This is a genomic window from Trichocoleus sp. FACHB-46 (genome assembly GCF_014695385.1).
Lineage (GTDB): Bacteria > Cyanobacteriota > Cyanobacteriia > FACHB-46 > FACHB-46 > Trichocoleus.
Window position 1 is genome coordinate 134,783 of record NZ_JACJOD010000034.1, and the last position, 25,117, is coordinate 159,899.

Genomic DNA, 25,117 nt, shown 5'->3' on the forward strand with positions numbered 1-25,117 from the left:
GCTCTTGCGGGACGTTCCTTAGCGTACGAGCGATCGCCCTCTGACAACAAGCCACCTCAACTGAAGCATCCGATTAAGTGGCTAAATTGCTGTCGCCCCCTTCCAAAATCGTGCCTTCTAGATTCGTGTCTGCCAGATTGGCACCACTGAGGTTGGCTTCTTCTAAAGCAGCCTGATGCAAGTTGGCCTGGTGAAGATCGGCAATCGCTAAGTCTGCGCCACTCAAATCGGCTCCCTCTAAATTCGCGCCACTTAAATTTGCCTGACTGAGCCGCGCATGGCTGAGGTCTGCTTGGACAATATTGGCAACTTTTAGATCAGCCTGACTTAAATTCGCGCCATCTAGAATGGCTCCTTCTAAGGTAGCTCCGTCAAGAATGGCATCTCTCAAATCTGCACCGCTCAGGTCTGCTTGGGTCAAATCTGCGCCGTTGAGGTCTGCGCCACTGAGATCGGCATGGCTGAGGTTAACTCGGCGTAAATTCGCTCCATCCAAAGATGCTCCAGATAGCAACACACCGCTCAGGTCTGCACCTTCTAGTATTGCTTCACTGAGCGCGATCGCACTAAAGTCTCTTTCTCCCGCTGCATATCTCTGCATCAGTTCTTCAGCACTCATGTCTCCCTCCTTTCGCTACATTAGCAAAGGCAACAGCATCCTAGAAAAGATATCCGCACTACCGCAAGTGGTTAATCCACAGGATGTCACACTGCTTGAGCCATTGCTTCCACGCTATGACAACCGAACAACAGAAAAATCAGACCCAAGACACAGCCTTGTCTGTAGGGCCTTGATCGTGTTTAGGTCTAGGCGAGCGTAGCGCCCAACACTTAAATGGGTCATTATGTGAGGTGATTAGCTACATCTCTAGGAAGATGCTAAAAATTTAACCCTTTATCTAGAAGGCAACTGCACTGAAAAATCAGCTTTATTGAGCTAGCGCGTTGAGTCCAAAAGTGTGCGATCGCGACTGAATTCAGAGGCGATCGTCACTTCTGTTTTCAGCAGACTCGCAGGACTCTCCATTCTGATCTGGTCTCCTGAAAGTTCAAGGACTCAGTTGATTTAGTAGGTCTTTAAAGACCCTTATTCCTAGACTAAAGAATACTCAACGAAAGAGATGAGAACTTTAAAGAGCGATCGCCTAGAGTGTGTGTTGAGTGAGATTGGATAGCAGCGATCGCATTATAAAAACTTTGGCATAGAGGTTGCGATCGTGAATCGTTTTTTGATTTATGTACTGAGCCTAAATTTATATGAAAAAACTCTGCCTATTCATTTAATGCCGATTATTGTGCGACCATGCTAAGTGCAAATTCCCAGCCTGAAATTCAGAATGCAAATTAATAATGAATAGATTTTTAGTTTTTTGGGGCTTAGCCAGCCCTGCATGCTTGGGCCTAGTAGCAAGCGTACTCCGATTTTATCAATTGGACTGGTATCCAGCCTATTTTGATATTTGGCGATCGCTTGCAGTTTATCTGGCTTATTGGCTTTTACTGGGAGCTCTACAAGGAGCAATCTTATTCTGGAAGTTCCAAGGGCGACGATTTGCGTATCGATGGTTCTTTATAACTAGTGCAGTTGGCTGCTTCATAATGCTATTGCACGATCTATGCCTGCTCCTGCTTGGTGTTGACACGGGTGGCCAAGGAGTACTTATTTTAATATTTAGCCTACCGTTGTTGGCATTTTTAGGTGGGCTACCATTGGGGTTAGCTCAATTCTTTTTAATCCGAAATCACTATAGAGCCAGTCTCAACCCCAAGCACTTGAAGCTTAGATGGTTTGCCATTAGTTTTTTATCGTGGATAATTGGTTTTGCAGGCATTTTATTCATCTTCTCTGGTACTCGTCTTATGCCTGCGTTGTTTCTGCTCGTTTCTGCTGGAACTGCAATGAAGGGTTGGTTTATTCAGAAGTATTTAAGAGCATAAATGTAGAGCGATCGCCAAAAGATAGATGATGGATGAGTTGAATTGCGATCGCTCAGAGTATGTGTCGAGTAAGGTTAGATTCCAATCGCTCTTTATGTGTGATGAGTGAGATTAGATTACGATCGTATTACGAAAATCGGTAACATCGGCACGAGGTCGCTGCATCGCAATTCCGTTGCACACGAACTGTATAGAGATAGTAGTCGAGTTCTAAAAGTTAATAGCAGCGGATAAACGGGAACGTTAGTTAAAAAGTTAGTTTCTCGCAAAGGTTCCTAACAAGCAAAGAACCCGTTATGCTAAGCAACTTACGTATACCAAAAGAAGTCCGCAGAAAAATAGATGACGAGCTTCAGCCCGGAGAATTTATAAGATGGGTTGATCAGCCTGTGCCTCAATTGATCACAAGCAAAGAACCCGTTATGCTAAGCAACTTACGTATACCAAAAGAAGTCCGCAGAAAAATAGATGACGAGCTTCAGCCCGGAGAATTTATAAGATGGGTTGATCAGCCTGTGCCTCAATTGATCACAGCATCTCTAATCGTGAGTGTTTTGTTTGGTATTCCCTGGACTAGCTTTGCCATATTTTGGATGTGGGGGGCATTGGGGTTTAAACTCCCCGATTTACAAGCAGGTTTACAACCTGAGTATCTGTTTGCTCTTTTCGGTATACCTTTCGTTCTGATTGGTTTTGGAATACTGTCTACTCCCCTATGGACATGGCAAGCAGTACGAAAAACAGTTTACTTGGTTACGGATCAACGGGCTATTTCAATTCAGGGTGGTTGGTCTACTACTATTAGAAGCTATCTGCCTAAGCAATTAACAGATGTATATCGGAAGGAAAGAGCAGATGGAACGGGTGATGTAGTTATTATGATTCGGCACTGGAGAGACAATGATGGAGATCAAAGAACTGAAGAGATAGGATTTCTAGGGGTTCGTAATCCACGAGAAGTTGAAAAAATATTGAAGCAGTTGGCTCAAAATGCTACGTGACAAAACCCATACACTTCGATCGCTGAAAGGAGATCTACTGGAAACGGAAGCATAACTGGGGTGAGTAATGGCCAACATTGGATCACTATGGCTGACTCTATCGAAAATGCTTTGTGACCAACTCTGTGTTTGTGGAAATACTTATGGGCACAATCGAAAGTAGCCTATTAGTTCACGGTTCTTGGGTGGATGGTTCCTGGTACAACGAGGTGATTCTGACGCTGTTGGTAGAAAGCTATGAAGCGATCGCAGGCTGATGACGCCCATGCACACCGACTGCCAAAAAATTATTAGTTTGATGCAGAGGGCATCTGCGGCGGGTGATGGGCAACGTTAGGTAGAAAGTAAATCAGCGATCGCCCCTCTAGCTCCACCGATTTCAAATTGTGAGCCATAAAAAAGTCCCCTCCCCAGCTTTGAGAAAGGCTGAGGGGGAGGACTATGAGAGTTCAATAGCGATCGCCTTATCTAGCGCCTAACTAGAGCATTAGCTAGAAGGCTGAGCGGCTAGTAACTCGGCAGGTAAGCGCTTGAAGGCTAACCGTTCGTTTTCGACATCGACAAAGATGGTGTCGCCAGTTGTGAACTCGCTGCGGAGAATTGCCTTAGCAATTTGGGTTTCTAGTTCCCGTTGGATAGCTCGCTTGAGGGGACGAGCACCATAGACAGGGTCGTATCCTACTTCCGCTAAGAAGTCGAGGGCGCTGTCGGATAACTTGAGAGACATCTTGCGATCGCTCAGGCGTTGCTCTAACCGCTGAACTTGCAGCTTGACGATCTCGCGGAGTTCGCTGCGATCGAGTGGATGGAAGATGATGATCTCATCAATCCGATTGAGGAACTCTGGACGGAAGTTGCTTCGCATTGCATCCAGCACACGGCTCCGCATCTCTTCGTACTGAGAGTTATCTCCTGCCACGTCGAGGATAAACTGGGAGCCAATGTTGCTGGTCATGATGATGATGGTGTTTTTGAAGTCTACCTTGCGACCTTGAGAGTCGGTGACACGGCCATCATCGAGGATTTGCAACATCACGTTAAACACATCCGGATGCGCTTTCTCAATCTCATCAAACAGAATCACCGAATAAGGCCGACGGCGAATCGCTTCCGTGAGTTGACCGCCTTCTTCATAGCCCACATATCCCGGAGGCGCACCGATCAGACGAGACACAGAGTGCTTCTCCATATACTCCGACATATCGATCCGCACCATTGCGTCTTCGGTGTCAAACAGGTAAGAAGCTAGTGCTTTGCCGAGTTCGGTCTTACCGACACCTGTAGGGCCGAGGAAGATAAAGCTAGCAGTTGGGCGGTTGGGGTCAGCCAAACCTGCACGAGAACGTTGAATCGCATCAGCTACGGCTGTCACCGCTTCCTGTTGACCTACCACTCGCTTATGCAGTTCTTCTTCCAATTGGAGAAGCTTTTGCATCTCCGACTCAACCAGCTTATTCAGGGGGATACCCGTCCACTTAGAAATGATCTCCGCGATATCCGCTTCAGTCACTTCCTCACGCAGCAGCGATCGCCCACTGGTTTGAGTATCCGCCAGTTTTGCCTCAATCTCATCCAGTTGTCGTTGCAGCTCGGTCAATTTGCCGTACTTCAGCTCCGCAGCTCGGTTGAGGTCGTACTCACGCTCGGCTTGCTGAACTTCCACATTCACCTGATCGATCTCTTCTTTCAGAGCTTTGCGGCGATCGAGGATCTCCTTTTCTCCTTGCCATTGAGCGTTGAGGCGACTTTGGTTTTCTTTAAGGTCGCCCAGTTCTCTCTCTAGTCGATCTAAGCGATCGCGAGAAGCAATATCGCTCTCTTTTTGCAGCGATAACCGCTCCATCTCCAATTGCAAAATCTTGCGATCGATTTCGTCCAGTTCTTCTGGCTTGGAGGTGCTTTCCATCTTCAGCTTGGCGGCAGCTTCGTCTACCAGGTCGATCGCCTTGTCGGGCAAGAAGCGATCGCTGATGTAGCGTGTGGAAAGTGTAGCCGCAGCTACAAGAGAACTGTCAGAAATTTTGACGTTGTGGTGCGTTTCGTAGCGGTCTTTCAAGCCGCGCAGAATCGAGATGGTATCTTCGACAGTCGGTTGGTCGATGTAGACCTGTTGGAACCGCCGCTCTAGCGCCGCATCTTTTTCGATGTACTTGCGGTACTCATCCAGGGTGGTGGCACCGATACAACGCAGTTCCCCACGAGCCAACATCGGCTTCAACAAGTTACCCGCATCCATTGCGCCTTGGGTCGCCCCTGCACCCACTACAGTGTGGATTTCGTCAATGAAGAGAATGATAGTGCCGTTGGAGTCAGTGACTTCCTTCAGAACCGCTTTGAGACGTTCTTCAAATTCACCTCGGTATTTGGCACCCGCAATCAGAGCACCCATATCCAGAGCAATCAGCTTGCGATCGCGCAATGATTCGGGTACGTCCCCTTTCACAATCCGCTGAGCTAGGCCTTCAGCGATCGCGGTTTTACCCACACCGGGTTCCCCAATTAGGACAGGGTTGTTTTTGGTGCGGCGAGACAAAATCTGAATCGTCCGACGGATTTCGTCGTCTCGACCGATCACAGGGTCGAGCTTGCCTTGACGAGCAAATTCTGTCAGATCACGGCCATATTTAGTTAACGAGTCGTACTTCCCTTCTGGGTTTTGGTCGGTCACTTTCTGGCTTCCTCGAATCTGCTCAATCGTGCTGCGTAGCTTGGCTGTGTCTAGTTTAAATTCTTGGAACAGCGCTTTACCAAAGCGGTCGTCTTGGGTGTAGGCCAAGAGCAAGTGTTCGATCGAAATGAAGTCGTCTTCAAATTCTTTGCGATAGCCTTCAGAGCGATCGAGCAAGGTATCGGCACTACGACCCCAGTACACAGAACCGCTATTGGAAACTTTGGGTTGACGCTTAATAAATTCTTCGGTGCGATCGCGCAACTTCTGCACGCTGATGCCCAGCTTACTGAAGACGCTACTGGCGAGTCCTTCTTGTTCTACCAGTGACTTGAACAAGTGCTCCGTCTCGATTTGCTGCTGCTGGGCTTGCTTGACGACCTCAGGTGTCTGAGCGATCGCTTCCCACGCTTTTTCGGTAAATTGATTGGGATTGGTTGGTTGCATACTGCACGATCCCCCTCTAATCAGTAAATATATACACTCAGCTAGTTACAGTCATTGTAAGCAACTCAGCGTATCCAGCAGGATCGGTGTTTACGTCTTCATATAGGGGTATTACCGTTCCAAGTCTGCAGCAACAAGCCAACCTGGATCACAGCATGACGCTGGCGATCGCGCCTTTAATTAACATTCTGTCCAATCCTATTTTTGGCCTAATAGGTAGAAAATTAACTCCAAGCAACACTGAACAATTCCGTGTAATCAGCTCAATAAGAGCCTTGTGTAGAAAAAGCATCGGCATATTCATCTGATTGGGAAGTAGCCCGATTGTTTTCGGCATATCCGCTCTATAAAAAATTAACCCGGAGTAGGTCAATCTAATTAATAGTTGGATAGCAATGCATTAAGTCTGTTTTGAGTAGCGAACAATCTTCAAGTATTCATTTGGAGTGAGCAATGACTTTTAATCAGGAGCCTAAGCTTGTCAAAATTGTATACATTCTTCCGGAGGATGACGAAAGTGCGGCAGGAGAAGGATTATGGGCGTATGCTCTGGGAGATCAGCTCTATGAGTTACAAAATATTCCTGTCTGTGCTAGACATCTGAATGTAGAAGACATTGTTCGATGTGAGGAATTACCGGGCGAGCGTCCGCTGATTAAGGAGTTAGTGAGACGAAGTGGCAATCAAACTCTTCGTGTCATTTTTAGTGATGAAGCACCAGAGGATGACTGTGTTGATATCATTATTGAATTGAGGCAACGGGGTATCCAGTACGAGAAACCTGCCTTCAAATGCTATATGTTCAATATACCCCCCGATAGTGACTACGAATGGGCGAGAGACTTCTTGCGAGCTAAAGAAGAAGAAGGCTTACTCTGTTTCGACGAGTAGGCGGAAGACCTATCTGCCGACGAGTAGCTGGCGGTCGTTTGGTAATAATAGATGTTGGTGCTTTCCTCTGTGTTGTATCCCGCAGTCCATGATGGAAACACATTTTTGTACCAAGCAACCGCTGTGCATTTGGAGGAGTAGAAGAGGTTGTGGCAGTTAATAACGGACTAGTTATTACGCTTTTTATTCTGGTTGTAACCAGCTTAGCGATCGCCTATGTATTTGGGGTGAAGGCTCAACGTCTTCCCTTCTCAGCAGAAATTGGATTTAGTGAACAGCAAGTGTCATTTCTGAGGTGGTGGGTCAAGTTAGCCTTAGTGGTTGGGGTTTTATTGCCGATCGCCTTATGTGTTCAGTCCTGGGGACAACCCGCCTCCCTGATGTTCTGGGGGAGTTATTTACTGGTCGTTGCGGTGCAGTTAATCTCTGAGCGTGTGTTTAGCCAGTGGCTAGTTCCGAGTGTTGTAGTGCCCATTGGCTTTTGTTACACTGCTTTTCGGTTATGGCAATTAATGAATGGAGTCACCCAGCTATCCTTATCTCGTTTGGCCTGGGTTGGCTTCGGTAGCATTGCCCTGTTTTGGACTGCCAACCTGGTGATGTTGATGGCGATCGCAATTCCAACAATTTACAAAAGACAGAGCCTGCAAGAATAGAATGCTTGGCTCAGGAAATGAGGTCTACGTTTTGGATTAGTCTAGTTGGGGTTGCGATCGCGCAATCACAATTAAGTTGTCTCCGAGTTTGAGCGCTTCGGTTTTGGGAGGATTTACCAAAGTCTTGCGTCGTCCCTCTACCTTTTGTTCTACTGCCACTAGAATGGCATCAAACTCATCTTTTAATCGTTCTGATGCGGCCCAAAAGGTCATTCCTCGCCAGGATTCTGGAGCTGAGATTTTATAGATTTGGTTGCCGATCTGTACGGTTAACAGCTCAGACATCATATCCACCGAGCCTTTGTTACGGGCGGATGTAGCGATCAGGTGACTCGCCAGTTCATCGGCTACAATCACATCTTCCACGCCTGCAACTCGCAGTTGCACACTGTTTTTGCGATCGAGCAGTTGAGCACAGGTGTAGATCCCTGGTTGCAATTTCTCGATTGTCAATGCTGCCAATACCGTCCGGGCATCTCGGTCTTGGTCACTGCGGGGATGGGTGGCATCGGCCAGCAGGATGGCGCGGGAGGCATGATAAATCCCCACATTTTCCAAGACATCAATGGTGGTGTAGTCGCCCACATAAAAATGAATGAGGGAGCGATCGATGCGTTTGAGATCTCGTTCTGGTGTTTCACCGAATTCCGCCACCACTACGATTGGTCGGTGGCGCATGGCTGGATCAGCTTGCAGTTCCTCAATCAGCAAAGAACCACTACGATTCCAGCCACAAATCACGATATGCTTTCGCAGTTCATCGAGTTCCAAGTATTTTGCCTCTATCACGTTTCTCAAGCGCTGCACCATAACGGCTGAGATTACACCTGTAAGCACCGCAAACAGCGTTAACCCGCCAATCATCACGATTAGAGTCACCAAACGCCCAGCATTAGTGGTTGGTTCTCCGCCAATCGGTTCTCCCGAAACCAAGGTGAAGAAACTCCACCAAAGTGCATCTTCCAAGGAATTAAAGGCTGGGTTTTGGTTCCCCTCCAGCAGATAGATCGCCAGTGCCCCAACCAGCACAATTAGCCCTACGATGCTCAGCAGACCCAGTTGTGCTCCTAAGCTCACATTTGATCTGGCTGAGAGACGGTACAAGTTGCGGTTTACGAGAATGCCAACTCGTAGCAAACGTAGCAGCCGTAAGAGGCGTAGGATTCGCAGAGTTGGCGGAAAGGGAATCACTGCAATGATGTCGAGCCAGTAGTTGCGCCAGAAGCGTTGCTTGTTGCGGGCAATGTAGTAGCGAATCGCCAGCTCAACAATAAAAACCAGCGTGAGCAGCTCTTCTAAATAACGTACTAGATGGTACTTAGGCCCTGGATCTTCTACGACAATCCCAGCCACTATCAACAGCACGGAGAGCAAAATCAGCAACGCCAAGCCGATTTCCGTTTGGGGAGCGTGGATAAAGCGATCGAGACGGGATTTAAAACTCCGTGGCGGCATGTTGGCGGGTTGGAATAGTTAGATTTAGTGAAAAATTAAACTGAGACGACGCTGAGCTTCGGTTAAGGCTGTTTCGGGGGTACCCTTCCCTAGTAAAACCGCTTCGATCGCCCGCCCTAACTGTTCAGAGACGCGATTGTACCCGAAAAAAATTGGTCGCGATCGCCCGTAGGGAGCTTGTTCTAAGAATACGCTGACCGCAGGCTGTTGCGAGACAAACTGTTGATAGGTAGGATTTTGCCGAGCCTTGAGATTGGTGGGTAAATAGCCTGTTCCTAAAGCCCATTGCGTTTGAAATTCCTCGCTCAACACATATTCCGCAAACGTCAACGCAGCTTGTTCTCGCTCTGGGGTGCTTTTGAAGAAAAACAGATTCTCCCCACCACTCGCCGTAGCCCGTCTAGCCTCCGTGGGAATGGGAATTACGCCAAAATCAACTCCAGTGGCTTGCAGTTGTCCTAGTGTCCAAGGGCCAGAGAGTTGCATCGCGACTTTGCCTGCGAGAAAACCATCGAGTTCATAACCGCGTTCGGGTAGGGATAGAACCGCAGAACCGTCATCTAGCAAGTCACGCCAGAGTTGCAGAGCCGCGATCGCGCCTGAGTTTGCCAGATTCACCGTTGCAGGATTGGCTTGGCCTGCCTCAGTGAGCTCTCCCCCGCCACTCCACATAAACGGCAACCAGTTAAATACGGTCCACTCACCTTTGCCCAGAGGGAGCAGAATGCCATGTTGGTCTAAACGGCGATCGCCATCGGTATCACGGGTTAAAGTCTGCGCTACCTGCCGCAACTCTTCCCATGTTTGAGGTAGCTTAGTAATACCAGCGGCTTGAAACAAACTGGGGCGATAGAAGATGCCGACATTGTTGGTGCCAAAGGGAATCGACCAGAGATGGTTTTCTAGTTCCATCGTTTCAAATAAAGTAGGCGCAATTTGCTCGCGCAGAGGAGACTGATCCAACCACTGCTCTAGAGGCCGAATTGCATCCAACTCCACCAACTGCCCAGTAATCATCGGTGCAAACCAGAGCATGTCAGGCGCTGAATTCCCTACCACAGCCGCAAGGATTTTGGGCATCTGCTCATCTGGTTGCCCGACATAAATCGAATCAACCTGGATATCCATGTGAGTTTGATTAAAGCGATCGACTAATTTCTGCAACACATCACGGTTGGGAGGGGGATTCACGCCTTGCCACAGCGTCAGATGTGTCACCTGAGGAGAGGTAGGAGCGGCGATCGCAGGTGTAGGTTTCCAGTCAAACCACCCCAATACACTCAGCACTAGGAGCACAATCACGACGGCATTTCTCATCCATGCCAATTGCCAGCATTCCCGTAAGCACTGCCTCCACACTCTACCCATAGCTTTTTGATGTTGCGATCGCTCAACCTAACTAATGTAGTGGATGCAAAGCCTCTGCTAACATCGATGCTAGTCAATTCAATTGCAGTTTTAACGGTTTCAGTCTGACCTCACCTTTATGGCAGGACATAGTAAGTGGGCCAATATCAAGCGCCAAAAAGCCAGAGTCGATGCAGTGAAAGGCAAAGTCTTCACTAAAATCTCGCGAGAGATTATTGTAGCAGCCCGAAGCGGCGTGCCTGACCCCAACGGTAATTTCCAGCTCCGTACCGCGATCGAGAAAGCCAAAGCCGCCGGAATCCCCAACGACAACATTGACCGGGCGATCGCCAAAGGAGCAGGCAAACTCGGCCCTGACAATGCTGCCCTAGAAGCCATTCGCTACGAAGGCTATGGCCCTGGTGGTGTGGCAGTGCTGATCGAAGCCTTGACCGATAACCGCAACCGCACCGCTGCTGATATGCGCGAAGCCTTCAGTAAAAACGGCGGCAACCTAGGTGAAACCGGATGTGTCAGTTGGATGTTTGACCAAAAAGGGGTAGTCACCATTACTGCTGCCCCCGCTGAGGAAGGACGGAAACGTAATCGCAACGCCACCAGTAGCCAAATTGATGAAGATGCCTTGCTAGAAGCCTCCCTAGAAGGTGGAGCCGAATTCTACGAGCTGACCCAGGTCGATGAAGCAGAAGGTGCAGAAGTATTCACTGAAGTCGCCAACTTGGAAAACCTCAGTCAAGTCCTTAAAGACAAGGGCTACCACGTTCAACAAGCCGAACTGCGCTGGATTCCCAACAACACAATGGAAGTCACTGACCCCGACCAAGCGCGATCGCTCCTGAAACTCATGGATGCCCTGGAAGACTCCGACGATGTCCAAAACGTCACCGCCAACTTCGAGATGGCAGAGGATTTGATGTCAGTAACGATGGCTTGAGGAACCTCTCCCCCAGCCCCTTTCCTATAAGGAAAGGGGAGATAAGACAATCTCGAACCTCCAACCATCCAATTCGTCTGGAGGGGGTCTGGGGGACGCAGCCGTCCCTCAGCGGGAGTTTGAGGGCAGGTGCCCTCAAGTCTTGGTTTTCAATAAACTAAAACTTAAAACTCCAAGCCGCAGCCGCTACACATCCCCAACCAATCAAAAACGCCACACCACCAAGGGGAGTAATCGCGCCCAGCCACTTCACCCCAGAAAGACTCAACGCATACAAACTGCCCGAAAACAGCATAATCCCCACCAAAAACGCATATCCCGCTGTATTCAACAAAGTAGAGGGGAGCGCCACCTGAGTCAGCAACACTGCCACCAACAACAAAGCTAAGGCGTGATACATCTGATAACGCGAAGCAGTTTCAAAAATCTCTAAAGCCCGATCGCTCAGCTTATCTCGCAAAGCATGAGAAGCAAACGCCCCAGCCGCCACCGCTAAACCTGCCAAAATTGCCGCGATCGCCAAAAAAATGCGAACCATGCCCATCCTCTCAAACACATCTACGCTTCATGCTAGCGAGCCTAGCTCACTGAAGCGATCGCTAGTTCTCGGAGTTGAGTGGAGCTGAGGCAGGCTCGAACAAATTCACGGCTTTCAGGTCAAACTCATAAGCAATACTGCCGCGATCGGTGACATCAAACGTAGCGCCAAATTCTCTCGCTTTGGCATCTAAATACTGTTTCGCATCCGCTCCAGAGAGTTTGGCTTCCATTGCCAACTCCAGAACAGTGACAGAACCATTGCCTTGCTTGAGTAGCTGATAAAAGATGCCCTGTAGTCGATCGCGCTGTTCTTTTTCTCGTTGGCGATAAAGACCGTAAGCTAACCAAACACCCCAGGCAGTGACGGGGATGCCACCTACCAAACAACCGATCGCCTGATCTCTGTCTTCCTGAGAAGCATTTTTGTCAGGCAGCACCGAGATAGGGACGATCAGAAACAAAAATCCCCAAGTGAGCAGAAACCCTGAAGCTAATTTCCTGAGCAGTTTCATGTCAATGCGCTGCCCTCATCCCATGCATCAAAACTATAGGTGATCGGCTAAAACGTGAAGCGATAGGTAATGTCTCCCTGTTCGTTGACATCATAACTGGCGTTAAATTCTTTAGCTTTTTCTTCCAAATACTGCTTGGCTTCAGCACCCGATAAATCTGCTTCTTTGGCAAATCGCAGAACTGTAATTTTGCCACCATTGGCTTCTACGAGCTGATAGAAAGCATCTTGCAGGCGATCGCGCTTTTCGGCTCGACTCTTTTGAGTTAGATCCCAGACAAACCAACTGCCTAAACCCAAGCTAGGGAGGCCAAAGAGAACTAGGATAGCAGCTGAGCCTTCCTTACTATCGGCAGTGGAATTTTTGTTGAGGAGGTCGGCGGTTGCCAGAATAACGATTGCTAAACCAAAGGGCAGCAAAATACCAGCAGCAATTTTTTTAACCAGCTTCATAGTTTTGATTGGGCGATCGAGCTAGCCGAGATTCTAGCCTGTCGCGATCGCCCTTGCCTGTGACTTTATCGAATTTTGAAGCTTATTTTTTCACGGCTTCCAAGAGGCGGGAGAAGTAGAAGCGGGTTTTGGTCATGGCATTGCGCTCAATTTTCCAGCCATTGGCTTCCAGGATTTTCACTACGTCTGCTTCTCGGTGCAGGTAGGCGCGAGTGGCTTTGCTGGGGCCAGGAAAAAAGTCGCCAATTTTCTTGAGTAGGCTGTAGGCGAGGGTCTTGGGGGCAAAGCTGAGAATCAACCGCGATTCTGCCAGGGAACTCAGATGCGCGATCATATCAGCGGCTTTGTCTTGTGGATAGTGGATCAACACGTCTAGGCAAATGACGGTGTGATAGCTGCCACTGAGGCTTTCGAGGTCTTGAACACTAAAGGTAGGGTTAGTGCCTTGGCCGAGTTCGGTGGCAGCGCGCTCTTTAGCTTCTTCGACCATTTTTTCGGAGATGTCGCTGCTGAAGACTTTAGCGCCTGCTTCTGCTAGAGGGATGCTGAGGCTACCGACTCCACAGCCTGCGTCGCATACGGTGATTTGGGAAAGGTTGTCGTCGGCTTTGAGCCAGCCCAAGACGTGATCAATGGTCTGTTGATGCCCAATGCGAATGTCGAGCTGGACTTTGTTAACTTCTCCATCGCCGTAAATGCGTCGCCAGCGGTCAAATCCGGTTGCGTTGAAGTACTCACGGACTACGGTTTTATCATCCACCACGTTCATAAATTTGGTTCTATTTACTGGGTTTCAACAGACTACAGTTCTCAATCCTATGATGATTTGTTCTTAGCGCGATAGTTTTGGTAGGGCGATCGCGGGTCTCTGATGCTCTTGGTGACACTTGGTGAATCCGAGCCTTGAGGGCACCTGCCCTCAAACTCCCGCTGAGGGACGGCTGCGTCCCCCAGTCCCCCTCCAGACGAGTTGGCCTGTTAGGGTTTCGAAATTGTGTTTTCTCTCTTCATCTCCCCTTCCCTGCGAGGGAAGGGGCTGGGGGTTAGGTCTCTACTCGCTGCCACACTAAATTTTGAGATTCAGAATCGAATGACCAGCGCAGTAAATTTCTAGCGAGCTGGCCTTGGTAGGGACAATGCTCTCCTGCTGATTCTTGCCACAAACCGATCGCACGTCTGGGTGCGGTGGTGGCTAGGGCGATCGCTTGTTCTACACTGCAAATGCCCCATTTCACCAAATTTTGTACGCCAACTAACAAGGGCAAGGTTGTTCCAGATAGGGTGCCATCTAGAAGTCTTGCAGTGCCGTGCTTTACCTCGATTTTGCGCGTGTCCCAGGGGTAAATGCCATCCGGTAGACCCAGGGGAGCTAAGGCATCACTCACCAAAAACAGCCCTTGGTCGTAGTGGCTAGCTCTTAGCAGGAGGTCAAGCATGATGGGAGAGACATGTTGGCCGTCGGCGATGAAGCCGCATTGTACTTGTGGGTTGGCGATCGCAGCTCCTAGCAGTCCGGGTTCGCGGTGGTGCAGGCTGGGCATGGCGTTGAAGGCGTGGGTGACCATTGTGGCTCCCTGGGCAAAGGCTTGTTGCGCTTGGACAACGGTGGCTTGGGAGTGACCGAGGCTGATGGTGATGCCGAGGGAGCGCAGGTAGGCGATTGCGTCTCCGGTGGGGTCAAGTTCGGGGGCGAGGGTGATAACTTTGACGATGGGGGAGTGGTCACCTAACACTCGCTTCCCTTGCTCGATGGTGAGGGGCAGCAGGTATTCGGAAGGGTGGGCACCACGTTTTTCAGGGTTGAGGAATGGGCCTTCTAGATGGACACCCAGGATTTGGGCGGCTTTCGTTTGAGAAGGTTGGATCTGCTCGACGAATTGGGCGATGGTGTCGAGCGATCGCTGAATGTTCTCTACAGAGGTGGTGACGATGGTGGGGAGAAAACCGTCTACGCCCTGCTGCCAAAGAAACTGGCAAATTTCAGCGAGTTTGTCGAAATGCTCTGGGGCAAGGTCTGGAAAGGCTAACCCCAAGGCTCCGTTAATTTGCAGGTCAACTCCACCGAGGGAAATCCAGTCTTCGCCTGCATCTAGCAAGGGTTCATGAATGGGGATGATGCCTGCTACGGACTGCCCCATTGGTTCGACTCGTTGAATAATGCCGTCTTCGATGTGAATATGTTGGATTCCTAGGTGACCAGGCACCCGCGCCTTGATAATATCCATGTGCTGGATTGAGAGTTGCAATACTGAAACCGCAAGTTCTAACTTAATCCAAAATCCTAAATCTCAAATCCAAAATCTCAATGACTCAACCTTTAGTTGGCATCATCATGGGCAGTGATTCCGATTTGCCCACCATGCAAGCCGCGATCGCCGTTTGCGAAGAATTCGGTGTGCCTTGTGAAGTCGGCATCGTCTCGGCGCACCGCACCCCAGAACGCATGGTGGAATACGCCCAGCAAGCCCACACGCGCGGCATCAAAGTCATCATCGCTGGAGCGGGAGGAGCGGCTCACTTACCCGGTATGGTTGCCTCTCTCACTCCCTTACCTGTGATTGGGGTTCCTGTAGCTACTCGCAATCTCCAAGGTGTAGACTCGCTCTACTCGATTGTGCAAATGCCCGCCGGAATTCCTGTCGCTACCGTCGCGATCGGTAATGCCAAAAACGCCGGATTGTTGGCTGTTCAAATCCTCGCCACTTCCAATCCCACGCTGCTAGAGCAAGTCCAACAATATCGTCAATCTCTCAAGGATATGGTGATGGAGAAACAAGCCAAGTTGGATCAAGTAGGTTATCAACAATATCTAAAGGAGATGTAACCTACCTGATTTGATGCAACATCTGACACAACTAAGTGACACATCATATACATAACTCCTTCTGGAGGAGGACTGGAGGACGCAGCCGTCCTTCAGTGGGGGTTTGGGGGCAAGCGCCCCCAAGGGTTCTAAGAACCAGCGATCGCACTTAGATAAAAGTCAGAACCAAACGTCAGTGGCAGATCGGTTTCTGGATCAATAATCACCAACTGATTTTGAGTGTTAGTTGTTGGGGTGGTACCAGGAGTTCTCCCCGTCAAAATTGTCGTGAGGATATCCGCTGGTTTCACAGATCTCCCTAAGACGGTATCGGCGATCGTCCGAGCAGCTGCGGTAATTGCGGTATCCTCCAAGCTTTGGCGCTTCGCCTCCTCAGGTGCTTTAGCAGTCACTAAAGGAGAGGTGACATTGAGATTGTTGTAGGTTTGGGTACCGACCAACAAACGCTGCGCCACAAACTGCGTACCTAGGAATGTAGAGCCGCTATAACGAGGAATTAGCTGACCTTCCAGACGACTGTTCGCTGGAACGAGCACCTTACCCTGAGAGTTTTTAATATCACTAGCGGTGGTCACTGTCATATTGATGCTTTCGCCTGGAGCCACCACCACTTTGTCTGAGGCTTCATACTTGACGTTGACTTTAGTGCCTTGAGCGATGCGTAACTCTGGGTTTTGGGTAGTTTGGGTGCCAGTGCTAGGAGGTTGGCCGCCAGTGTTAGCATTGGTACCAGAGGTGTTGCTCTTGACGATATAGCGATTCACATCGATCTGAGTCGCCAATGGTTGGAGTCGGCCTGATTTAACTAAAGCCTGATAAACAAAGGCGGCAACTTCGGCTCTGGTTGCTACATCATTCGGATTGAGATAGCTGACATTGGGATAGTTGACCACAATGTTGTCTTCGGTGGCTGCTGCAACTCCTTCTGTAGCATAGGTCGGAATTTGCCGCGCATCTGCATACACACCGAGAGTACTAGCAGTGGCTTGGTCTGCTTTCAGGGTGAGACCGCTGGATAGGGAAACTAAGACCTGTACCCGTGGAATCTGCTCGTCAGGACGGAACTGGTTGTTGGGATAACCGGAGAGAAAACCTGTTTCATAAGCCGCATCGATCGCGCTAGCTGCCCAATAGTTACTGGAGACATCGGCAAAGCCCCGAGAGCTACGAATTCGATCTTTGTTAAACGCTTTCCGGACGATCGCAGCAAATTGGGCGCGGGTTACTGCCTGGTTTGGCTTGTAGGTGCCATCAGGGAATCCAGTAATGATGTTTTCATCTGCCAGTTTTTCAATAAATGGACGAGCCCAATGATCGCGTACATCGGAGAGTTCAGCCGCACTCGCCGGGGCTGTCATGACAATGGGTGCCACTACAGGCGCAGCTACAACCGTTGTTAATCCCAAAGCCAGTAGTGCTGTACTTTTTGCAGTCCAGCGAGAGAAACCAGTCATCACCATCCACCTCATGAATTCTTTTTTGCTATGTCTGCCTGAAGGTTATCTTTTTTCTCGCCTCAGACGTTACTATCCGATGGAGTAATATTGACCTTCTCAGCAGGAATGCTCATCCGATTGCCCATCATCTAGTAGCGATCGCGACCCATTCACTTACTTAGAAGCACAATTCTCTTCTGAGTTCCCAGCTCAATTTATGATCGCTCTTTGGATATAGGAAGAGGGGCGATCGCCCTTCTGTTTGCTCTCTTTAAAGAAGCGATCGCTTGCAAATCTGTTGAGTTTGCTTAAGAACCTATTGGTCTTTTTCTAGTAATTGCCACAGTTTCATCCAAAACTTTATTACCTCTTGATGACATTCCTACATTTATTTGTGGTTTCTTCGTAGCTGTTGAGATTCGATAGGGCATCTTAGCAATAACGAGAGTGCGCTGATTTTAACTGTTCAGTACACTTACCTATCAAGTGGAGAAACTTTAATGGACTTTATCGATCAGCTGAGAGCGATTAGTGACCAGATCCCCAAATTAAGAGACCAGATTTTGGGTAACGAGCAGGCCACAAAAAGCGCTTTGATCATGCCTTTTATGCAAGCTCTAGGTTATAACGTCTTCAATCCAGGTGAAGTATATCCAGAGTTTGGTGCGGATGTACCAGAGGTGAAAGGAGATAAGGTTGATTACGCTATTCTCCAGGATGGAAAACCAATCATTTTAATCGAGTGCAAATCATGCGGTGAAAGCCTGGAGCGACCACAGCATATATCCCAGCTATTCAAGTACTTTAACGCGACAGCAGCAAAGTTCAGTATTTTAACCAATGGAATTATCTATCGCTTCTACTCTGACTTGGAAAGGCAGAACATTATGGATGCCAAGCCATTTCTGGAGTTCAATATGCTGAACATCCAAGAGGCCCCATTAAATGAACTAAAGAAGTTTTCTAACTCTTCCTTTAATCCAGATGAGCTCAAAAATACAGCTATCAGCTTGATGTATACGAGAGAAATCAAGCGAATTATGGCGGAGCAACTCGTGAATCCTTCACCAGAGTTCGTTAAATTTTTTGCTGCACAAATTTATAAAGACAGGCTCAAGCAGTCAGTCGTTGACATGTTTGCTGATATCGTTAAGTCATCTCTGAGTGAGTTTATTAAAGAGCGTATAACAGGAACATTGCAAACAGCGCTGAAGGCAGAAGATGTTGCATCTACTCCATCCAGCGCATCTAACGGTGCTCCCAGTGACGGCATTGTTACGACTGAAGAAGAATTAGAAGGGTTCTTGATCGTCAAAGCAATTTTGAGCGAGGTGATCGAGCCTAAGCGGGTTCAGCTAAAAGATACTAAAAGCTATGCTGGCATCTTGCTGGATGGGAACACCTGGAAGACTATTTGCCGACTTCGCTTCAACTCCAAACAAAAGTACGTCAGTCTGTTTAGCGAAGACAAAAAGGAAGTGAGCTATCCGATTGATAACTTAAATGGAATTTACAAGTTAGCGTCAGAACTCAAGAACAGAGTGGTCCGCCTAGACAAGGGAAATGTCACAACCGAGATCGTAGCAACCGATGACGGCGGTAACGAAGAAGTTTTGGTGTAGCAAGTTGTATTAATTAGAAAGCGATCGCTCTCCTGAAACTCGAAGCAGCAGAGGGCGATCGCTTTGTTTTTTATCCAATTTTAAAGCGACAAGAGACAATAAAAACAGCCATTACTGCTGGAGCAAGGGGCGATCGCGATGGTTCAGATACCTACTAGAGCACTTAGCCTGGAAGAGTTTCTGCAACAGCCTGAAACCGAACCAGCCAGTGAGTATATCAACGGTCAAGTCATTCAAAAGCCAATGCCTCAAAGAAAACACAGTACCATTCAGGGCGAATTGGTAAATGCAATCAACGCTGTAACTAAGCCTCAGAAGACTGCACTTGCTTTTCCAGAACTACGTTGTACTTTTGGTGGACGCTCTATTGTTCCTGATGTCGCCGTCTTTACTTGGGGGAGGATTCCCCTGGATGCTAGTGGGGAGATTGCCAACACCTTTGACACCCATCCCGACTGGACCATTGAAATTCTTTCCCCTGACCAAAGCCAAACTAGAGTGACGGGCAACATTCTGCATTGCCTCAATCATGGGACTCAACTAGGTTGGCTGATTGATCCAGCAGAGCGCTCTGTATTGGTTTATCCCCCTGGGCAGCAACCAGAACTATTGCAAGATCCGCAAGACTTACTGCTTACACCAAATTGGATTGCTGACTTGCACCTCACTATAGAAGATTTATTCGGTTGGCTGAAATTGGGAATTTAATGCCTTGTGTTTATTGAGGCTAGGGCATTCTCAATGTCTACTAATAGTTAAGGTTTGATGACTTGTGTTTCAAGCTAAGCCCTAGAAAAATTTTTCTTGGTAGACTTTCCCATGAGGAGTATTTTGTCTAGCATAAAAAATGAATTACAAAAACCTAAAAAGAATCAGCTGTGCCCTACTGTTTGCCGCTACCGTCAACACAGGAACAGGACTGGGAGCATCTGCTAGCGCGATCGCAGGCCAAAACCCAGACCAGCAGACTGCTCAACTTCTAGCCCAAGCTCAGAGTCCAACTCCTAGCCCCGCTCCTGCTGCTCCAGCCGCAACCACCACCCTCAGCGAAAGAACTGATTACATTGGTACCTGTCGTGGCACCACCGCAGCGGTCAATATCTATGAAGATACCCAACTCACTCGCAGAGTAGGGACTGTAGCCGCTAGAAGCAGCGTCACCCTCACAGGAATACTGGGTAACGGCATTGCTCAAATCAGAACCCCCAGTGTCGGCTGGATTCAAACTACCAATCTCGTTACCAACTGTACAGGCGGCAACCCAGGTGACAATCCTGGCAATGTCCAGCGGGGAGAATGCCGCAGATTGCGCGATCCAGATGTGGATGGTGCAGGATATGAGTCTCTACGCTTCGGTTTAAGAGCATATGACAACCCCGGCACTACGCCTCAAACTTATCAAGGCAGCTCTGACGGGCCTGCCAAGGGAGCCAGAATCTTCCTCACCAAACCCAGCCAAACCAATGGCAAGTGGATTCGAGTCTTCTACACCAGCGTGTCTGGTCGCGAGCGTCTCGGTTGGATTTCTGGTGGTACAGGCACAACCAATAACTTAGCTAATTGCCCCACCAACCGTTAATTAGAGATCTCGATGAGTTGAGGTAGGTTTTGCCTACTGCAACTAAAAGTAGATAAAACAAGGCGATCGCTCCATACAAAACAAAGGGCGATCGCTTTTCTTAGGACAACTAAAAGGGCAAGACTAACAACCGCAAGAGCGTGAATTCCTGGTTGACTCCAGGTATTCCTAGTTTGATTGCCTCTGGCACCGCTGGATATTGAACCGAGCAAAAAAGGATATCCCAGATAGTCAACAAACTGGCATAGTTAGAATGCATCCCACTCAGCAAACGAGCGTGATGGGCGCGATGATAGTTAGGCGTCACAATTACATAGCTTAAAGCGCGGTCTAAGAGCAAAGGCAAAGCCCAATTGCTGTGATGGAAAATTAGCTCAGCCGCAAAGATCACTTCGTAAATCAATAGATGGGTTGGCGTAATACCAAATAGCCAAATTAGGAATAGTTTTGGCGGTAGTACTAGAGAGGTAATGATGCGTTGTAGTGGTGAATAAAATTCCACAGCAAGCCGATGTGATTACGTAGACTCTTCGAGAAGGCTAAGCTGCGTCTGACAAAGCGTGACACCCGCTGTCTGAGGGTATTGTTAAACCGCTCAATGTAACTCGTTTTGCCGCTCGACTTACTGACGACCCGGTGCCGTTTACGGGGTAGCACCTGCTGGTAGGCCTCCCAAGCGTCGGTATAGATGACCGCACACTGTCGATAGACTGTGGGCAAGACATCCCAGAGGCGTTGTGCACTTTGGGCAGAGCGGTCACCGACATGAGCCCCGATGAGCTCACGGGTATCGGCATCAAGCGCTAACCAAACCCATTGTTTGTTGCCCTTGTGGTCGACAAACGACCAGAGTTCATCACATTGCACCGTCAACGGCCCCTTTTTTTGGGCCGAACCGTAGCTTGAGTTGGCGTTTGGGCGGCTTTGCAGGTGACATAGTCTTGCAACCATTGCTCGGAAACCTGAACCGCTCGGGCAATTCCAGCCATCGAGAGGCGTTCCAGCAAGAGCCGGTCGATCAGTTCCCGTGTTGGGGTGTCGATGGTCTTGTTGGTCGGGTTTTCAACAAACTGACGACCACAGGTGCGGCACAGGTAACGTTGCTTGCCGGTGTGAATATGGCCATTCTTGACGGTTCGCTCAGAGGTGCAATCCGGGCAGAGAGGCATAAGCATCGTTGTGTAGCTTCATCATCACCCTAACAAATTCATCATTACCTCTAGAGTTCTACCGTTTTGGCAACTCTAGATTCCAGCTTTATCATCCCCTGGCGAAGTATCAAAAAATACTAGAGTTGCTAAGTGGGATATCAAATTTTACAAATATGAATCCTTTGCAATCTTTGTCGAGGAGGGAGCTGGAGAACTGATGGCCTAGAGGCGGTTTAGGCAACAGTAAGTTGCACTGATGCCCTGAGGAAAGCTACGCCTTGGCGAGCGGGTAATCCGTAGATTGAGTCGCTCCAGGTGAAGTGATAATAGAAGTAGAGCTAAGTAAGGCTAAATATGTCCGTCGTTCCTTCTAGTAGTTGTGCCGCTGCTTTAGATCAGCAACAGCAACAAATCCAACAGGCAGAACAGTGTGACGAAGAGACCACTGGCGATCGCTGCAAAAATTTGTCTCAGCGTTGCACAGTCGTCGAAAATGGCCGAGTTGTGGTCAAGCCATTACGGTAATGGCAGTACATCATGAAAGTGGTTGTAGTCGATGTAGCGATGCCCATCGGCTGTCTCATGAAAGATATCAACAAAGCAGTAATTCCATAAAATATCTTGAGCGCTGTAGGTGTGGCGCGCATGGATGACTTGAGATACCGTTTCATCAATGCCGCTGAGGGAAACCACCACTGAGGCTCGCATTTGAGCTAGAGACTCTGGTGTGGCTCCATAAAAAGGACTGTATTCATCAATGGGATGGAGCACCGTCCAACTGAGGGTAAAGCTGGGAGTACGACTTCTCAGCAGCTTGAGCTCATAAAAACGGCGCATGGCGTGTCCCTCAGCGCTCGTTTCATCGCGCATTAAGTACAGTCGGATTTGGGCTTCCAAAATTTGGTTGCGTCGTTGATTAGCAGCCCTAAATATGAAGGTGGGTATTCCTTCGTAGGGACCAATCACAGCAACATGACTAAAAGAAACCCGCGCCGTCGGCCGTGAAAAACGAGCAAACGCTAACCCTGTCAGGAGGGCAATCCCAACTAAACTGACCATCGCCTCAATGGTGACTAATATGTTGGCATACACTGTCTGGGGATACAGGGCTCCATAGCCAATAGAGGCGAGAGTTTGCACACTAAAGAAAAAGGCATCTAGAAAAGACCCAGGTTTGGCGTTAGCGATGCTAGCGGGTTGAGCCAGATACAGCAGTGCAAAGACGGCATTAGTAACCACATAGCAGAGAACAGTCAGGGCTAAAAAGCCAGTCCAAGGAATGGTTAGCAGCAGATGGTAAGGCTCTCGCCAGTAAGAGTGCCAAACTCCGTTGCCTAAGATGTGGAACTGTCCGTCTCGAATCTTGATGTGTACGACGGGTTGCGGTTGCGATCGCCGCTTCGTTCGCCAATTCCGGAAGATTGTTAGCTGCCTCATGACTAATGCTGCTGCCTTTGAGAAACCATTCACGCCAATTGTCTGTGGCCTCTCAAAATTGCACAACCGAATCTCAGACGCAGTTCATACAACACAATTCGCGCATCACAATTTACTCACGCAGTAATGTGGCTCTAGAGATACCCAAAGGACAGAAACCTCAGTTGCTAGCTCCGCAGATCTTGAATAAACTCCTCATATGCTTGCAGATGGGAACCTAAAAAATTATCCATCTCCTGATTGGTCAAATAGCCTGTTTTGTCAGTGTGAGGATTTTTCACATAACTGTAGATGTATTTGGAATAGTTAGGATTCTCATGCCAGCTAATGTTGAAAGCTGCAGATTTTGGGAAAAAAGTCATAGAAGCATAAGCTGGGATGTGGTCATGTATCCACCAAGCTAAAGCTGTCCAATCTCCTGTGCGTTCGTAGTAAGGGATAAAGGAAGTCACGACAATACAGGTGGTCGCACCCATATACCCCCTGCTGTCTCTGACATCCCAAATATGACCTGCATAGTTTTTTTCATTACTCGCGCAGCTATATTGGTTCTTGTTCTCGGCTCCTTTAGCATTGACATCAGCGGAACGGTAAGCAGAGCGGATCCCAATTCTGCCTAGCTGATCCTGGAGGGGTTCCAGCACTTTCTCGCACAAATTCTTGCCAGCGGCGATCGCCAGTTCTGGATCATTAGGGATATTGGGAATGCCCTCAATTTGAGAAATTTCCGAGTAAAGAAACTCCCGCATAAAAAAACTTTTAGAGAGTCGAACTCGACCCAACTCTTCTAAAGCTTTGACTGTCTGGGGCTGTCTCATGGAAGTCTTTCTACTGAGCGGTACGCTCCAAACCTTATACCTTTTCCTTGGGTGGTGGTGTGATGCTCCCCCGATTCAGCAACTCATCGATTTCTCGCAGGAGGCCAAAATCTTCTTTGGGTAAAGGTCGCCCTTCCGAGAAGTTCTCACCTATAGCAGGATATTTCTCTAGGAAAGAGAAGGCTTGGCGGAACTGACGCGGACCTGCTGCGACTGGGGCATCTAAGTGGCAGGGGATAACCTGATGAAAGTCCCATTTTGCAACTTGGTCGGCCCACTTAAGAGTAATCTCAGGGGCACGGTTGAGAATCAAAGTTTGTAGCACCGGAGCCACAAATAAACGGCCTCCTCCTCGCAACGCTTCAAACGATCGCTGCCAATCTTCTTGCCACTGAAAAGGAAATAACCCAAAATATGCCTTTTTTGAGCGATCGGGAGCGTTGCGGGCTTCTCTCCATGCATCTCCTAGCTTCACGGGTTCTAAAGCGCTAGGACGGAAATAGAACGCGAAGAGGGCAATCCGCTTCCATCCTTTATGTCGATTCTCTGCATTGTCCTCCACTACTTCGGAGCCGCTATCTTTAGCATGAAAGAGCAAGGCATAGGGGTCTAGCTGCACGATCGCGGGTGGTTCTTCGGGGACAGACATCACCGAATCGGTCACGAGCAGGGTGCGCGATCGCTTGTGGAAACAGGCAATCTCCCCAAATGACCCAGCCCCCAGATCGATGTCTAAGACCGCATAATCTATCTCTTTGGCAAAAGGTGCTTGGCTGCTGTCTTCGGGAATGACGTGGGTGCGCTTCATCGGGAATCCCAGCCAGCTCAGCGGCAAATTGATCGGGAAGCTCCACTGGTGAGGCGCGACGAAAACTTGTGCATTGGGAAAGCGTCTGGCGAAAGGCCCAACAAAAACTTTGTGCTCTAGACCAGAACTCGTGGGCAGGATGATGTATTTCACTTCACCATGTGCTGCCACCAGTTCCTCAACTAGGCGGATACATTCTGGAGTGGGGGCAACTGGCGCATAAACCAGCAGTCCTCCTGCTTCGAGTCTCACAACGGTCATGCGGATGGGCACGATCACGTAAAAAACGCCTTGGATCTGGTCGAAGGTCCAAATAGTGTCTTTAACCACTTCTTGGCGGAGTGTGCGCCGTTTGCCAAATGGGTAGAGTGGTACGGCGGGCCAAAACCGCCACGTCCAGTCTTTCGGATTGCTTGTCTCAATTGGTTGTCCTTGCATATCCTGTCCGTTCATCGTGGTTCTATCCACGCCACGACCCCCATCCCGAAAGCGTACACTACTACTGTTAAGTCTAGCTTTTGGACATTAGAAAATTTTTTAATCTGTATCTGCCGTAAGTATGATTGCTCGGTTCGGTAAG

Annotated in this window: 25 protein-coding genes; 10 read left to right on the forward strand and 15 right to left on the reverse strand. The window is 48.8% G+C overall.

Going from position 1 to position 25,117, the window contains the following annotated elements; genetic code table 11:
• Window positions 1–73 precede the first annotated feature (73 nt).
• Window positions 74–619 (reverse strand): pentapeptide repeat-containing protein, encoded by a 546-nt coding sequence (locus H6F72_RS22435; protein WP_190441062.1) that lies wholly within the window; start codon window positions 617–619, stop codon window positions 74–76.
• 731 nt (window positions 620–1,350) lie between these two features.
• On the opposite strand from H6F72_RS22435, the gene H6F72_RS22440 reads away from it, so the two are divergent.
• Together H6F72_RS22440 and H6F72_RS22445 are read left to right on the forward strand one after the other, a co-directional pair.
• Window positions 1,351–1,938, forward strand: a complete 588-nt coding sequence (locus H6F72_RS22440) for a hypothetical protein (protein ID WP_190441064.1) — start codon at window positions 1,351–1,353, stop codon at window positions 1,936–1,938.
• Between the two features lie 296 nt (window positions 1,939–2,234).
• Entirely contained in the window at window positions 2,235–2,939 is a 705-nt protein-coding gene (locus tag H6F72_RS22445) for a hypothetical protein (RefSeq protein ID WP_242017074.1), read from the forward strand.
• Between the two features lie 487 nt (window positions 2,940–3,426).
• On the opposite strand, the gene clpB is transcribed toward H6F72_RS22445, so the two are convergent.
• Window positions 3,427–6,054: an ATP-dependent chaperone ClpB gene (clpB, locus tag H6F72_RS22450; RefSeq protein ID WP_190441066.1), complete on the reverse strand. Its 2,628-nt coding sequence runs from the start codon at window positions 6,052–6,054 to the stop codon at window positions 3,427–3,429.
• A 453-nt stretch (window positions 6,055–6,507) separates the two neighbouring features.
• Here clpB and H6F72_RS22455 point away from each other — a divergent pair, with 453 nt between their 5' ends.
• Window positions 6,508–6,945, forward strand: coding sequence for a DUF4265 domain-containing protein (locus tag H6F72_RS22455; protein WP_190441067.1), 438 nt, complete (start codon window positions 6,508–6,510; stop codon window positions 6,943–6,945).
• A 149-nt stretch (window positions 6,946–7,094) separates the two neighbouring features.
• Window positions 7,095–7,601 (forward strand): hypothetical protein, encoded by a 507-nt coding sequence (locus H6F72_RS22460; protein ID WP_190441069.1) that lies wholly within the window; start codon window positions 7,095–7,097, stop codon window positions 7,599–7,601.
• A 36-nt stretch (window positions 7,602–7,637) separates the two neighbouring features.
• On the opposite strand, the gene H6F72_RS22465 is transcribed toward H6F72_RS22460, so the two are convergent.
• Together H6F72_RS22465 and H6F72_RS22470 are read right to left on the reverse strand one after the other, a co-directional pair.
• Window positions 7,638–9,056 carry an ion transporter gene (locus H6F72_RS22465; RefSeq protein WP_190441070.1) on the reverse strand — a complete coding sequence of 473 codons (1,419 nt, stop codon included), beginning with the start codon at window positions 9,054–9,056 and terminating at the stop codon, window positions 7,638–7,640.
• Between the two features lie 24 nt (window positions 9,057–9,080).
• Window positions 9,081–10,424, reverse strand: a complete 1,344-nt coding sequence (locus H6F72_RS22470) for an ABC transporter substrate-binding protein (RefSeq protein WP_242017075.1) — start codon at window positions 10,422–10,424, stop codon at window positions 9,081–9,083.
• Between the two features lie 118 nt (window positions 10,425–10,542).
• Between H6F72_RS22470 and H6F72_RS22475 the strand changes: the two genes are divergently transcribed.
• Window positions 10,543–11,358 carry a YebC/PmpR family DNA-binding transcriptional regulator gene (locus H6F72_RS22475; protein ID WP_190441071.1) on the forward strand — a complete coding sequence of 272 codons (816 nt, stop codon included), beginning with the start codon at window positions 10,543–10,545 and terminating at the stop codon, window positions 11,356–11,358.
• A gap of 157 nt (window positions 11,359–11,515) precedes the next feature.
• Here H6F72_RS22475 and H6F72_RS22480 read toward each other — a convergent pair whose 3' ends face one another.
• The 5 genes from H6F72_RS22480 to nagA form a co-directional block, all read right to left on the reverse strand.
• A complete protein-coding gene (locus H6F72_RS22480) occupies window positions 11,516–11,896 on the reverse strand; it encodes a DUF423 domain-containing protein (RefSeq protein WP_190441072.1) in 381 nt (126 codons plus the stop codon).
• Window positions 11,897–11,957: 61 nt separating this feature from the next.
• Window positions 11,958–12,410, reverse strand: a complete 453-nt coding sequence (locus tag H6F72_RS22485; RefSeq protein WP_190441073.1) for a hypothetical protein — start codon at window positions 12,408–12,410, stop codon at window positions 11,958–11,960.
• Window positions 12,411–12,457: 47 nt separating this feature from the next.
• The gene (locus H6F72_RS22490; protein WP_190441074.1) at window positions 12,458–12,862 is read right to left on the reverse strand and encodes a hypothetical protein; all 405 of its coding nucleotides are present in this window, start codon (window positions 12,860–12,862) and stop codon (window positions 12,458–12,460) included.
• 82 nt (window positions 12,863–12,944) lie between these two features.
• On the reverse strand, window positions 12,945–13,631 hold the full coding sequence (gene bchM / locus H6F72_RS22495; RefSeq protein WP_190441076.1) for a magnesium protoporphyrin IX methyltransferase: 687 nt from the start codon (window positions 13,629–13,631) through the stop codon (window positions 12,945–12,947).
• A gap of 274 nt (window positions 13,632–13,905) precedes the next feature.
• Entirely contained in the window at window positions 13,906–15,087 is a 1,182-nt protein-coding gene (gene nagA, locus H6F72_RS22500; protein WP_190441077.1) for an N-acetylglucosamine-6-phosphate deacetylase, read from the reverse strand.
• An 80-nt stretch (window positions 15,088–15,167) separates the two neighbouring features.
• Between nagA and purE the strand changes: the two genes are divergently transcribed.
• On the forward strand, window positions 15,168–15,686 hold the full coding sequence (purE, locus tag H6F72_RS22505; RefSeq protein WP_190441079.1) for a 5-(carboxyamino)imidazole ribonucleotide mutase: 519 nt from the start codon (window positions 15,168–15,170) through the stop codon (window positions 15,684–15,686).
• 128 nt (window positions 15,687–15,814) lie between these two features.
• Here the strand turns inward: purE and H6F72_RS22510 are convergent, their stop codons facing one another.
• Window positions 15,815–17,140, reverse strand: a complete 1,326-nt coding sequence (locus tag H6F72_RS22510) for an S-layer homology domain-containing protein (RefSeq protein WP_190441082.1) — start codon at window positions 17,138–17,140, stop codon at window positions 15,815–15,817.
• Between the two features lie 482 nt (window positions 17,141–17,622).
• Between H6F72_RS22510 and H6F72_RS22515 the strand changes: the two genes are divergently transcribed.
• The 3 genes from H6F72_RS22515 to H6F72_RS22525 all read left to right on the forward strand — a co-directional run bounded on the left by H6F72_RS22515 (window position 17,623) and on the right by H6F72_RS22525 (window position 20,323).
• Window positions 17,623–18,744, forward strand: coding sequence for a type I restriction endonuclease (locus H6F72_RS22515; RefSeq protein WP_190441085.1), 1,122 nt, complete (start codon window positions 17,623–17,625; stop codon window positions 18,742–18,744).
• 138 nt (window positions 18,745–18,882) lie between these two features.
• The gene (locus H6F72_RS22520) at window positions 18,883–19,452 is read left to right on the forward strand and encodes a Uma2 family endonuclease (RefSeq protein ID WP_190441086.1); all 570 of its coding nucleotides are present in this window, start codon (window positions 18,883–18,885) and stop codon (window positions 19,450–19,452) included.
• Window positions 19,453–19,591: 139 nt separating this feature from the next.
• Window positions 19,592–20,323, forward strand: a complete 732-nt coding sequence (locus tag H6F72_RS22525; protein WP_190441089.1) for a hypothetical protein — start codon at window positions 19,592–19,594, stop codon at window positions 20,321–20,323.
• A 109-nt stretch (window positions 20,324–20,432) separates the two neighbouring features.
• On the opposite strand, the gene H6F72_RS22530 is transcribed toward H6F72_RS22525, so the two are convergent.
• Window positions 20,433–20,825, reverse strand: coding sequence for a sterol desaturase family protein (locus H6F72_RS22530; RefSeq protein ID WP_190441092.1), 393 nt, complete (start codon window positions 20,823–20,825; stop codon window positions 20,433–20,435).
• Window positions 20,783–21,492, reverse strand: a protein-coding gene (locus H6F72_RS22535; RefSeq protein WP_370527553.1) for an IS1 family transposase whose coding sequence is annotated in 2 segments (ribosomal slippage) — window positions 20,783–21,207 and window positions 21,207–21,492 — 711 coding nt in all. Because the reading frame shifts where the segments join, the coding sequence is not laid out codon by codon here. Before H6F72_RS22535 ends, H6F72_RS22530 begins: the two co-directional genes overlap by 43 nt.
• Window positions 21,493–21,828: 336 nt before the next feature.
• Between H6F72_RS22535 and H6F72_RS22540 the strand changes: the two genes are divergently transcribed.
• On the forward strand, window positions 21,829–21,999 hold the full coding sequence (locus H6F72_RS22540) for a hypothetical protein (RefSeq protein ID WP_190441095.1): 171 nt from the start codon (window positions 21,829–21,831) through the stop codon (window positions 21,997–21,999).
• Here the strand turns inward: H6F72_RS22540 and H6F72_RS22545 are convergent.
• The 3 genes from H6F72_RS22545 to H6F72_RS22555 all read right to left on the reverse strand — a co-directional run bounded on the left by H6F72_RS22545 (window position 21,991) and on the right by H6F72_RS22555 (window position 24,990).
• Window positions 21,991–22,911, reverse strand: coding sequence for an ion channel (locus tag H6F72_RS22545; protein WP_190441098.1), 921 nt, complete (start codon window positions 22,909–22,911; stop codon window positions 21,991–21,993). The genes H6F72_RS22540 and H6F72_RS22545 overlap by 9 nt on opposite strands.
• Window positions 22,912–23,078: 167 nt before the next feature.
• Window positions 23,079–23,729 (reverse strand): peptidase M15, encoded by a 651-nt coding sequence (locus tag H6F72_RS22550; protein WP_190441101.1) that lies wholly within the window; start codon window positions 23,727–23,729, stop codon window positions 23,079–23,081.
• Window positions 23,730–23,763: 34 nt separating this feature from the next.
• On the reverse strand, window positions 23,764–24,990 hold the full coding sequence (locus H6F72_RS22555; RefSeq protein ID WP_199299234.1) for a DUF4336 domain-containing protein: 1,227 nt from the start codon (window positions 24,988–24,990) through the stop codon (window positions 23,764–23,766).
• Window positions 24,991–25,117 lie beyond the last annotated feature (127 nt).